Annotated in this window: 13 protein-coding genes; 8 read left to right on the top strand and 5 right to left on the bottom strand. The window is 66.5% G+C overall.

Translation table 11 applies throughout. The annotated features are described in order from the left end of the window. Positions 1-286, bottom strand: a 286-nt coding sequence (locus C477_RS06325) for an amino acid kinase family protein (RefSeq protein WP_449404395.1), incomplete at its 3' end; no start/stop codon positions are given. A gap of 133 nt (positions 287-419) precedes the next feature. After that, on the bottom strand, positions 420-1439 hold the full coding sequence (locus C477_RS06320; protein WP_008893622.1) for a CapA family protein: 1020 nt from the start codon (positions 1437-1439) through the stop codon (positions 420-422). Between the two features lie 178 nt (positions 1440-1617). Between C477_RS06320 and C477_RS06315 the strand changes: the two genes are divergently transcribed. From C477_RS06315 to C477_RS06305, 3 genes are all read left to right on the top strand, one after another. After that, entirely contained in the window at positions 1618-2445 is an 828-nt protein-coding gene (locus C477_RS06315; RefSeq protein WP_008893621.1) for a molybdopterin synthase, read from the top strand. Between the two features lie 249 nt (positions 2446-2694). Beyond that, positions 2695-2940: a DUF7123 family protein gene (locus tag C477_RS06310; RefSeq protein WP_008893620.1), complete on the top strand. Its 246-nt coding sequence runs from the start codon at positions 2695-2697 to the stop codon at positions 2938-2940. Between the two features lie 257 nt (positions 2941-3197). Then, entirely contained in the window at positions 3198-4361 is a 1164-nt protein-coding gene (locus C477_RS06305) for a site-2 protease family protein (RefSeq protein ID WP_008893619.1), read from the top strand. Between the two features lie 93 nt (positions 4362-4454). Here the strand turns inward: C477_RS06305 and thiL are convergent, their stop codons facing one another. Further along, positions 4455-5381 carry a thiamine-phosphate kinase gene (gene thiL / locus C477_RS06300; RefSeq protein WP_008893618.1) on the bottom strand — a complete coding sequence of 309 codons (927 nt, stop codon included), beginning with the start codon at positions 5379-5381 and terminating at the stop codon, positions 4455-4457. A 162-nt stretch (positions 5382-5543) separates the two neighbouring features. Here thiL and C477_RS06295 point away from each other — a divergent pair, with 162 nt between their 5' ends. The 3 genes from C477_RS06295 to C477_RS06285 all read left to right on the top strand — a co-directional run bounded on the left by C477_RS06295 (position 5544) and on the right by C477_RS06285 (position 7054). Next, positions 5544-5999, top strand: a complete 456-nt coding sequence (locus C477_RS06295; protein ID WP_008893617.1) for a 30S ribosomal protein S19e — start codon at positions 5544-5546, stop codon at positions 5997-5999. A gap of 105 nt (positions 6000-6104) precedes the next feature. Next, entirely contained in the window at positions 6105-6452 is a 348-nt protein-coding gene (locus C477_RS06290) for a DNA-binding protein (RefSeq protein ID WP_008893616.1), read from the top strand. Then, a complete protein-coding gene (locus C477_RS06285; protein WP_008893615.1) occupies positions 6452-7054 on the top strand; it encodes a DUF7411 family protein in 603 nt (200 codons plus the stop codon). The genes C477_RS06290 and C477_RS06285 overlap by 1 nt, the downstream gene beginning before the upstream one ends. A gap of 51 nt (positions 7055-7105) precedes the next feature. On the opposite strand, the gene C477_RS24470 is transcribed toward C477_RS06285, so the two are convergent. Together C477_RS24470 and C477_RS24465 are read right to left on the bottom strand one after the other, a co-directional pair. Next, positions 7106-7495 carry a sensor histidine kinase gene (locus C477_RS24470; RefSeq protein ID WP_008893614.1) on the bottom strand — a complete coding sequence of 130 codons (390 nt, stop codon included), beginning with the start codon at positions 7493-7495 and terminating at the stop codon, positions 7106-7108. A gap of 46 nt (positions 7496-7541) precedes the next feature. Beyond that, positions 7542-8216 carry a sensor histidine kinase gene (locus tag C477_RS24465; RefSeq protein ID WP_008893613.1) on the bottom strand — a complete coding sequence of 225 codons (675 nt, stop codon included), beginning with the start codon at positions 8214-8216 and terminating at the stop codon, positions 7542-7544. A gap of 194 nt (positions 8217-8410) precedes the next feature. Between C477_RS24465 and hisS the strand changes: the two genes are divergently transcribed. Further along, positions 8411-9715: a histidine--tRNA ligase gene (hisS, locus tag C477_RS06270; protein ID WP_008893612.1), complete on the top strand. Its 1305-nt coding sequence runs from the start codon at positions 8411-8413 to the stop codon at positions 9713-9715. Between the two features lie 223 nt (positions 9716-9938). Then, complete coding sequence (locus C477_RS06265) at positions 9939-10466, top strand: DoxX family protein (protein WP_049914343.1); 528 nt, start codon at positions 9939-9941, stop codon at positions 10464-10466. Positions 10467-10560: the final 94 nt, after the last annotated feature.

Here is a 10560-nt window from a genome sequence, read left to right as displayed (position 1 = left end):
ATGTGTATAAGAGACAGGTCACGGACTCCTCGCTCAGCGCGGCGATGAGCAGGCGCGCGTTGAGCCGCGTGACGTCGATTCCGAGCTGATCGAGTTCGATTTCGTTCGCCCCCAGATCGCGGGCCGCCGAGATGTAGTCGCGGGCGACGCCGCCGCCCCCGACGACGGCACCGACGCGACAGCCGTCCGCGATGAGGTCTTCGACGACGGCCGCGTGTTCGGCCACCCGATCCGCGCCCGGCTCTGGCACGAGCACGCTCCCGCCGATAGAGACGACCACTTTCATACTACACCGGTGTAACCGGGTTGCTATCTTAAGGGTTGCCAACTCCGGATCACCGCGCGTGTCTCACTCTCACGGGACGATTCTCGAGGCGGCGGCCGGCCCAAAACGGGAGCGATTCGACCCGGTGTCGGCGCTACGACTCGATCGCCACTACCAGCGCCTCGCCGTCGCGATCGAACGCGGTTCCAAAGGGGGCCGACAGCTCGCGCATTCGGTCGCGAGCCCACGCGGCGGCGTCGGGGCTCGCCTCGTGGACAGCACAGCCGTCGATCTCGGTCGGACGAAGCCGCAGTTCGGTCGGCGTCCCGTCCTCGGTCACCGTGAGTTCGAACAGGAACCCGCGGTCGTTGCGCAACTCGTCGTCGACCGCGTAGTCGTCGACGAAATCGCCCGCGTCGTAGACGATCGGCACTCCCTCGTAGACCTCGATCCCCTGGAAGACGTGGGCGCTGTGGCCGTGGATCAGGTCGACGCCCTCCTCGACCAGCCAGCGGCCGAACGCCCGGAACGAGTCGGGCGGTTCGGTGACCATGTTCGGCCCCCAGTGCAGCGAGGCGATCAGCAGGTCGGGATCCGTTTCGCGGGCACGGGAGAGCGCCTCGCGGACCCGTTCGCGCGTTCTCTCGTCGTCGACATCGACGTCGATCCACGCGGTTCCGGGCGACTCCTCGTCGGCCGCGTACTCGGGCGTGTTGTCGGTGAACGAAACGACGGCCAGCTCGAGGCCGTCGATTTCGTCGCCCCCATCCCCGTCGACGGTTACGACCGCCGGATCGAGCGCCTCGTCGATCGTCTCCCCCGCGCCGGTTCGCGCGATCCCGGCCTCGTCCACGTGCTCGAGCGTGTCTCGCAGCGCCACCTCCTCGTAGTCTAACACGTGGTTGTTCGCGAGCGCGCAGACGTCGACGCCGGCGCGCTGGAGGGCAGGGACCGCCCAATCAGGGTCCGCACGGAAGTGAAACGGTCGGTGGGTCCGCCGCCACTCGCTCCCGCGCGTCGAGAGCACGCACTCGAGGTTGATCACGAGCGCGTCGAGATCCCGGAGGTGCTCGCGGACGTTCCCCCAGACCGCGTCGACCGACCGCCGGCGCTGGCGGTCGTCGACCAGTCGCCCGAGCATGACGTCGCCGGTGAAGCCGATTCGCCGAGTCATGTGTGTGAATCGGTGGTGCAGTTCCAAAGCCCCTGTAGTACGTAGCCCCCCGTCGAACAGAAACGATAGCCGGCCGGTCGAGTGCGGCGCGCTGAAAGAGGCACGTGGGTGTGCGCTTGACGCCCACCCGCGCGGCTTTGTCGACAGCTACAAAGCCCGACGCCGCCATGTCACGACTATGCACGTATTCGGCATCTGCGACCGCGGCGCGGACCGCGACGCCGTCGAGCGGGTCTGCGATCGCCTCGTCGATCGCCTCGAGCGGGAGGGACGCGTCGGCGTGGTCAGATACGACGCGACGATCGCGGACGGGACGGCCGTCCACGACTCGACGACGGTCGGCGGCGACGTCAGCTACGAGCTCGGCGCCGACGGCGACTGGGCCGCGTCCGGGACGGGGCTGGGCGTCGGCGACGCCCTCGATCGGCTGGCGGCCGACTGCGCGTACGCCGTCGTCGTGGGCGTCGAGGAGCTCCGCCATCCGACGGTCGTCGTCGGGACGGACGACGCGGACGAGGAGGGCGTCGTCGCGGCCGTCGAACAGTCCGACGACCTCGATCCCGACGCCATCGCGGCCGAACTCGAGTCGCGCGAGCCCCACGAAACCCTCCACTCGCTGGTCGATCGCGTCAAGCGGTCGCCAACGGCCGATCAGGCGGGGGCGATCGCGACGTTCACCGGCCGCGTCCGCGCGAAGGACGACGCCGACGACGCGCGCACCCAGTACCTCGAGTTCGAGAAGTACGAGGGCGTCGCCGACGAGCGGATGGCCGCCCTCGAGACGGATCTCGAGGCCCGCGACGGCGTTCTCGAGGTCGAACTCTACCACCGAACCGGCGTCGTCGAGGACGGCGAGGACATCGTTTTCGTCGTCGTCCTCGCCGGACACCGAGAAGAGGCGTTTCGGACCGTCGAAGACGGGATCAACCGGTTGAAAGACGAGGTGCCGCTGTTCAAGAAAGAAGTGACAGTCGAAGACGAATTCTGGGTTCACGAACAAAGTTAGTACTTGATTCCATGAATTTTCCGTTCAAAATAGGTCAAGCCTCCCGGAACGGAACACTCTATCAGCCATGATAATCGAATGTGCGATAATAAGTTAGCGGCGGTTTTAAAAGGTCTCGGGCCCGCTCATCGTTCGATAAATAATCACTGAATCGAGAATAAAACGTCCATTACCCCCCAGATTCCTGAACACAACCGAAATTTCGCTAACCATCCTCCCTTTATAACATATCCCGGCAACAAGCAGTGGATGTCGATGAGCACGACAGCCCAACCCTCCACGGACAGCAAGGAACGACGTCTGAAACGCTATCTCCGCGACCGCGCCGAAGACGGAGAGCTATACTTCAAAGGCAAGTTCATTGCTGACGACGTCGGGATGTCTCCCAAGGAGATCGGCGCGCTAATGGTCAAACTCTCGGAGTCGGCCACCGACCTCGAGATCGAGAAGTGGTCGTACACGAGCGCAACCACCTGGCGCGTCGAACCGGCCTGATCGTGCCCTCGCTTCGCTCGAACAGCCCCAGGTCCCCGGTAGCGGCCTGACGAACGCCCCTCGAACGCGTTAGCAGCCCGCTGAACGCCCTCGTACCGCGCGACACCCTGCCGGCCGGCGCGTCTCCGACGCCATCCGGCCCACTCTGAGGTCCCTCTCCTCCGTTTTCGTCGGCCCATACTAGCGCTCGAGTTCGACTCGCCGAAGTCCCTGCCGACGACAGTCGATTTATACGCCGGGCTCCGTAATGACGGATGATGGACGACGCCGATGTCCCCCGGGTCGGTCCGTCGATCGACGACGACCCCTCGCTCGGGGACGGCCCGCCGCTCGAGCGTATCGAGTCGGTCTTTCGGGTCTACGAGATGCGGGCCGAGGACGATCAGCTGGTGTACTACGGCGATCCGCGTACCCATCCGGAGCAGGCGATGGAGGAGCTGTGGCCGGTATTTCGCGACGCGGGCTACGACCCGCAGTTGACGGTGCGCCACGGCGAGTACGTCCTCGTCGCCGAACCGATCAGCATCGGGATCGACGGCATCCCGTGGACGAACATCCTGCTGCTGTGTGCGACGATCTGTTCGACGCTGTTCGTCGGCGCCTTCTGGTGGTATCCGGGGATCGATCCGTTCGGGGGTCCGCTCGAGATCCTCGGCGCGTGGCCGTTTTCGGCCGCGGTGCTGACGGTGCTCGGCGTCCACGAGCTGGGTCACTACGTGATGAGCCGCTACCATCAGGTCGACGCCTCCCTGCCGTACTTCATTCCCATCCCGACGATCATCGGGACGATGGGAGCGGTAATCAAGCTGAAGGGGCGGATGCCGAACCGAAAGGCCCTGTTCGACATCGGCATCGCCGGTCCGCTGGCGGGACTCGTCGCGACGGTCGCTATCGCCGTCGTCGGACTCCACCTGCCGCCGGTGACGATCCCCGAACCGGTCGTGCAACAGGCCGAAGAGAGCGGCTTCCGACTCGGGATCCCGCCGATGCTCGAACTGATCGCGGCGGCGATCGATCAGCCGCTGTATCTCGACGACCCGTCGCGAAACGTCAATCCGGTCGTCATCGGCGCCTGGGTCGGCATGTTCGTCACCTTCCTCAATCTGATCCCCGTCGGCCAGCTCGACGGCGGCCACATCCTGGGGGCGATGATCGGCGACCTCCACGAGACGGTCAGCGCGCTCGTCCCCGGCGCGCTGTTCGCCCTCGCCGGCTACCTGTACTACATCGGCGGCTACGGGCTGCAGACGATCTTCATCTGGATCCTCTGGGGGTTCCTGGCCACGCTCCTCGCGTCGGCAGGCGGAGCGCAGCCGGTCACCGACGGCCGGCTCGGTACCTGGCGGCAGCTACTGGGCGTCGTCACCTTCGGGCTCGGACTGCTCTGTTTCATGCCGGTCCCGCTCGAGGTCATCCAGTAGCGACGGACGCCGACGGCCCGGAGCCGTCTCCGATCGTCGACGACCTGTTTTCCGTCCCCAGTCGCCAATGGCCCGCTTTCCGCCCGCAATAGGTCACGTCCCGTGGGTATAGCCTCGATCCGGGAGTTTCTCGCCGTTCAGCGTGATTCCCTCGACCGGCTCCGTGACCGACCCGATCGCCGAGAGGTCGACGTCGATCGCCGCCCGCACCGTCTCGAGGGCCGACTCCGGAAGCGTCACGACGAGTTCGAAGTCCTCGCCGAAGGTGATCGCGCGCTCGAGCGGCTCCGCGTCCGCCCCCTCGTCGTCAGCTAGTTCGGAAAGCGCCTCGGCGACGGGAACCGCCTCCGAGTCGACCGCGAAGCCGCAGTCGCTGGCCTCGGCGAGTTGGTGGAGCGACCGTGCGAGGCCGTCGCTCGAGTCCATCATCGCCGTCGCGTGGGGCGCGAGGGCCGCGCCGGCTTCGACTCGGGGCTCGAAGCGAAACAGCTCGTTCGCTCGTTCGACTCCGCTGGCGTCTTCGTCGCTCTCGGTGTCTTTCCGAGCGCTGCGTTCGAACAACTCGAGGCCGACCGCGCTGCGGCCCAGCGTCCCGGTGACACAGAGCAGGTCGCCGGGTTCGGCCCCGCTACGGCGGACGGGGTCGTCGCTCCGGCCGACCGCGGTCGTCGAGACGGTGAACTCGGAGTGGCCATCGAGGTCGCCGCCGACATAGGTCGCGTCGACGCGGTCGCAGACGTCGCGTGCGCCGCGAACGAACGCGAGGAGTTCGTCGCGGTCGAATTCGGGGGCGGCGTAGGCCGCGACCGCGGCGGTCGCGTCGGCGCCCATCGCGGCGACGTCCGACAGCGACGCGCCGACCGCGCGCCAGCCCGCCGTGTAGCGGGTCGTCCCCGTCGGGAAATCCGTCCGCTCGTGGAGCATGTCCGTCGTGATCACCAGGTCGTCGACGACGGCCGCGTCGTCACCGGCGGCCTCGAGTTCGCCCTCCAGCAGCGACAGGGCGGCGCGTTCGTCCATACGTCCCGTTTCTATTCCAACACGAAAAACCGCCCGGACTGGAGGCCGGACGCCTCGAGGCACCGCGGCCCGCCGGTCGCTGAGTCCCTGCGAGCGGTCGCCACACCACCGCTGCGCGGGACAACGATGGCCTTAAATGCCGGCGACGGGAACCACACGCCAATGGCTACGATGTACGACGTTCCGGCGGACGACCTCATCGAGGCGCTCGCCGACGATCTCTCGGATCGACTCGAGGAACCGGAATGGGGCAAGTTCGCCAAGAGCGGTGTCGCCAACGAGCTGCCGCCCGAACAGGAGGAGTTCTGGGCGACTCGCGCGGCGAGTCTCCTGCGGAAGGTCGCCGACCGCGGCCCGATCGGCGTCGAGCGACTCTCGACCGAGTACGGCGGCTCGAAGGGCGGTTCGAACCGCTACCAGGTCGCCCCCGACAAGCGCACCGACGGCTCGAAGAACCTCATCCGAACGATCCTCCAGCAGCTCGAAGAGGAAGACCTCGTCGAGACCGCCGAGGGCGAAGGCCGACGCATCACCGCCGAGGGGCAGAGCCTCCTCGACGACACCGCCGGCGAGGTCCTCGAGGAACTCGACCGTCCGGAACTCGAGCGCTACGCGTAACGCGAGATAAATTCAGTTTTCACGCCGAACACCCCTCGAGCGCCGACAGTATCGCCTGTCGTCCGAAATCATTTTCCGCCGTGCGAAACAACAGTTGTGATAGCAATGAGCGACGCACCTGACGAGGAGAAACTCGAGGAGCTGCGACAGAAGAAAATGGAGCAGCTACAGGAGCAGGCCGACGGCCAGCAGGGCGGCTCGCAGGAGGCCGCCAAACAACAGGCCGAGGCCCAGAAGAAGGCCGTCCTCCGCCAGCACCTGACCGACGACGCCCGCAAGCGGCTCAACACGGTCAAGATGAGCAAACCGCAGTTCGGCGAACAGGTCGAACGACAGGTCGTCAGCCTGGCCCGCAGCGGCCGCATGCAGGGCAAGATCGACGACGAGAAGATGAAACAGCTCCTCCAGGAGCTGAAACCCGACTCCCAGAGCTTCGACATCAAGCGGCGCTGATGGAGCTGGGACTGCTCTACAGCGGCGGCAAGGACTCGACGCTCGCGGCCCTTCTCCTCGAGGAGTTCTACGACGTCACGCTGGTGACGGCCCACTTCGGCATCAGCGACGACTGGAAACACGCCCGCGAGACCGCCGCCTCGATGGGATTCGAGTTCGAGCGACTCGAGCTGGACGCCGATGTCGCTCGCGAGGCCGCGGCGACGATTCGAGAGGACGGCTTCCCCCGCAACGGTATCCAGCGGGTTCACCAGCACGCCCTCGAGCGACTGGCCGACCGCGAGTACGACGCCATCGCCGACGGGACGCGCCGGGACGACCGCGTCCCGACGATCTCCCGCGCGCAGGCCCAGAGCCTGGAGGATCGCCACGACGTCGACTACATCGCGCCGCTGTCGGGCTTCGGCCGCACCGCCGTCGACCGACTCGTCGACGCGCGACTCGAGGTGACCGTCGGCCCGAGCGAGGAGATCGATCGCGCCGACTACGAGGCGGAACTCCGGACGATCATCGCCGACGAGGGCGGCCCCGGAGCCGTCGACGACTGCTTCCCCGATCACACGCAGACGTACGTGACGGGCGTTCGGCGAGCGAGCGACTAAGCCCGCGTTGTGCCGGCGCGCTCGAGCACGAGCAGGGAGAGGCGCCGAGCGCTACCGCGTGAACTCGAACCGCGCGCCGCCCGTCTCGCTTTCCGTGACCGCGACCGACCAGCCGTGCGCGTCCGCGATGGCGCGGACGATCGCGAGCCCGAGTCCGGACCCGTCCTCGGCCGTCGAATACCCCTGCTCTAAGATCTTGTCGCGTTCGTCCTCGGGAATCCCGGCGCCGTCGTCTTCGACGAAAAAGCCCCCCGAACAGGCGCCGACGCGGATGGTGACGTCCTCCCGGCCGTGCTCGATCGAATTTCGGAAGAGGTTCTCGAAGAGCTGTTTCGCCCGCAGCGGATCGACCTGGAGCGTTCGGTGGTCGACCACCTCGTAGGTCGCCTCGTCGGTCGCGGTCGACGACCAGGCGTCGCCGGCGAGTTCCTCGAGGGGCACCTCGTAGGTCTCCTCGACCTGGGTCCCGCTGCGGGCGACCNCCCGCTCAGAGATGTGTATAAGAGACAGCCTCGTAGGTCTCCTCGACCTGGGTCCCGCTGCGGGCGACCGACAGCGACTCCTCGATCAGTTCGTCCATCCGCGTCAGGGCGGCGTCGACCTCCTTGAGGTGGTCGGCGTTCCCGGTTTGAAAGGCCGCATCGAGGCGCCCGCGCGCGACGCTGAGGGGGTTCCGGAGGTCGTGGCTGACGACGCTGGCGAACTCCTCTAAGCGCTCGCTCTGCCGGCGCGCCTCGCGGGTCGCGGCCCGCTGTTTGATGTCGTAGATACCGGCGACGGTGCCGGCACCGACGCCCATCGTCCCGCTCATCAACAACAGGTACAGCGGCGAGCGGGAGCCGAGTCCGTCGAGGTAGGCGATGTAGAGGTGTAACGCCGCCACGATGAACGCGGCGAGAAAGCCGCCGAGACTGTACGCGAAGACGGTGAGTCGATCCCGCGCCGAGACGTCCTGCGCGACGAGGAACCGGTCGGCGAGGATGACCGCCGTCGCGATCACGAGCGGAAAGATGCTCTCGAGTATCGTCCTCGTCGAGAGGGTCTCGCCGGCGATCCGCACGCCGATGGTAGCGGCGAGGACGAATCCGAGGATCGACAGCGGCGAGACCGGGAGCTGTTTACCGACGTCCGCGACCCAGTCATCCTCTTCGAGCCGTTGCACGGGCGTATCTCAGCACCGAGCGAGCTATCAATGTATTGGAGAATCTCGCCGTGAAGTGCGTCGAACTAACGCCTCCAGCAGTCGAACCAAACGGGCGACGGCGAGAACGCCGAACGCACGGACGCTGACGGGGGGCGAATCGCCACCCGAGGACAAAGGACAGTTTGAAGCGCAACCTGAACGAATCGGGGGACATGTACGACCACCTCAAGGGATTTCGTGACTTCTACCCCGCCGAGATGGGGGCGCGCCGGGAGGTTATCGACAGCCTGGAGGCCGCGGCACGACGGTACGGCTTCCGGGAGGTCGGCACCCCCGCACTCGAACGCACCCAGATGTACGTCGACAAGAGCGGCGAGGAGATCGTCGAAGAGCTCTACGCGTTCGAGGACAAGGGCGGCCGCGAGGTCGCGCTGACCCCCGAGTTGACCCCGACCGTCGCGCGGATGGTCGTCGCCAAACAGCAGGAGCTCTCGAAGCCGATCAAGTGGGTCTCGACGCGACCGTTCTGGCGCTACGAACAGGTCCAGCAGGGCCGGTTCCGCGAGTTCTACCAGACCAACGTCGATATCTTCGGCTCGAGCGAACCCGAGGCCGACGCCGAAATCCTCGCGTTCGCCGCCGACGCGCTGACCGACCTCGGCCTGACCGGCGAGGAGTTCGAGTTCCGCGTCTCTCATCGCGACATCCTCGGCGGACTCTTCGAGTCGTTCGACGCCGACGTGGACACGGCCGCGGCCATCCGCGCCGTCGACAAATCCGAGAAGATCAGCCACAACGAGTACCACGACCTGCTCGTCGAGGCCGGCCTCAGCTACGATCAGGCCGCCGAGTTCGACGACCTGCTCGCGGTCGGCGAGGACGACCTCGACGAACTCGTCGACTTCGCCGGCACGGACCGCGTCGAAGCGGCCGTGACCAACCTCCAGAACGTCCTCGAGGCCGCGGCGGACTTCGGCGCCCGCGAGTACTGTACGCTCTCGCTGGAGACCGCCCGCGGACTCGATTACTACACGGGCGTCGTCTTCGAGTGTTTCGACTCGACCGGCGAGGTCTCCCGGTCGGTCTTCGGCGGCGGCCGCTACGACGATCTGATCGAGAGCTTCGGCGGCCAGCCGACGCCCGCCGTCGGCGTCGCGCCCGGCCTCGCGCCGCTCTCCTTGCTCCTCCAGCGGGCGGACGTCTGGCCCGAGGAGGCGTTCACGACCGACTACTACGTCCTCCAGATCGGCGACACGCGGTCGGAGGCCGCCCGGATCGTCCGCGACCTCCGCGAGCGCGGCCACGTCGTCGAGACCGACGTCGCGGACCGCTCCTTCGGGTCGCAGCTGAACTACGCCGACTCGATCAACGCCGAGACGGTCGTCGTCGCCGGCGAGCAGGACCTCGCAAACGACGAGGTGACGATCAAGGAGATGGAATCGGGCGACCAGACGCAGGTCCCGGTCGACGAGTTCCCGGGCGACCTCGAGCGACCGACGTACGACGACTTCGCCTGACGGTCGCCGCTTGCCGGCATTAGTTTTCGATTCCGATTTCCGAACGGAAGCGCGCGTGACGGGACGAACCGGCGGGTTCGAAGACGGCGAACAGCTTGCGATTGCAGCTCGTTTTTAAACACCCTCTATTGCAGGGGACATTCGGGCTCGTTCCACTTGAACGAGAACCTGAGTCCGTCTTAAGCCCGTATAGCGCCGAGTAATGACTGTAAGGTGAGCACAAATGGCAACTAACGAAGCAACCGTGCAGTGGCTGGGGAAGCGCCAGGAGTTCGACTACGCCGACGGGGTCGCCGGCTACGTGATGGTGGGGATCCGGCTGATCGTCGGCTACTGGTTCCTCCACGCCGGGTGGGGGAAACTCGCGGCCGCCGAGCCGTTCGACGCGGCGGGCTACCTCGCACACGCTGAGACGCCCATCGCCCCGCTGCTCGAGTTCGTCGCCGGGACGCCCTGGCTGCTCGAGTTCACGAACGTGATGATCCCGCTCGGTGAGTTCTTGATCGGACTGGGGCTCATCGTGGGGGCGCTCGTGCGCCTGGCCGCCTTCTTCGGCGGCATCCTCATGGTGTTGTTCTACCTGGGCAACGCCGACTGGGCGAACGGCTACGTCAACGGGGACCTGCTCGGGCTCCTCATGTTCGTGCTCGTCGGGGTCTTCGCCGCGGGACGGCTCCTCGGCGTCGACGCCTACCTCGAGAAGACCGAGTTCGTTCGGCAGCGACCGTGGCTGCGCTACCTCCTCGGATAATGCCGCGGGATAGCCCGGCCCGGTTCGATCGGGTTCGGTTTTCCGCCATTCTACTCCGCAGCAGGGCCCACCATTAACTACGGCGTCGGTGTAC

The sequence above is a fragment of the Haloterrigena salina JCM 13891 genome (assembly GCF_000337495.1).
GTDB classification, from domain to species: Archaea; Halobacteriota; Halobacteria; order Halobacteriales; family Natrialbaceae; genus Haloterrigena; species Haloterrigena salina.
The sequence above is the reverse complement of the archived record's forward strand: the minus strand, read 5'-3'. Positions and strand labels throughout refer to the sequence as shown.

What these genes read in the sequence shown, in the direction of transcription:
- C477_RS06320 (WP_008893622.1), bottom strand. Translation starts at nt 1,439, where the DNA reads ATGACTCGGCGAATCGGCTTCACCGGCGACGTCATGCTCGGGCGACTG.
- C477_RS06315 (WP_008893621.1), top strand. Translation starts at nt 1,618, where the DNA reads ATGCACGTATTCGGCATCTGCGACCGCGGCGCGGACCGCGACGCCGTC.
- C477_RS06310 (WP_008893620.1), top strand. Translation starts at nt 2,695, where the DNA reads ATGTCGATGAGCACGACAGCCCAACCCTCCACGGACAGCAAGGAACGA.
- C477_RS06305 (WP_008893619.1), top strand. Translation starts at nt 3,198, where the DNA reads ATGGACGACGCCGATGTCCCCCGGGTCGGTCCGTCGATCGACGACGAC.
- thiL (WP_008893618.1), bottom strand. Translation starts at nt 5,381, where the DNA reads ATGGACGAACGCGCCGCCCTGTCGCTGCTGGAGGGCGAACTCGAGGCC.
- C477_RS06295 (WP_008893617.1), top strand. Translation starts at nt 5,544, where the DNA reads ATGGCTACGATGTACGACGTTCCGGCGGACGACCTCATCGAGGCGCTC.
- C477_RS06290 (WP_008893616.1), top strand. Translation starts at nt 6,105, where the DNA reads ATGAGCGACGCACCTGACGAGGAGAAACTCGAGGAGCTGCGACAGAAG.
- C477_RS06285 (WP_008893615.1), top strand. Translation starts at nt 6,452, where the DNA reads ATGGAGCTGGGACTGCTCTACAGCGGCGGCAAGGACTCGACGCTCGCG.
- hisS (WP_008893612.1), top strand. Translation starts at nt 8,411, where the DNA reads ATGTACGACCACCTCAAGGGATTTCGTGACTTCTACCCCGCCGAGATG.
- C477_RS06265 (WP_049914343.1), top strand. Translation starts at nt 9,939, where the DNA reads ATGGCAACTAACGAAGCAACCGTGCAGTGGCTGGGGAAGCGCCAGGAG.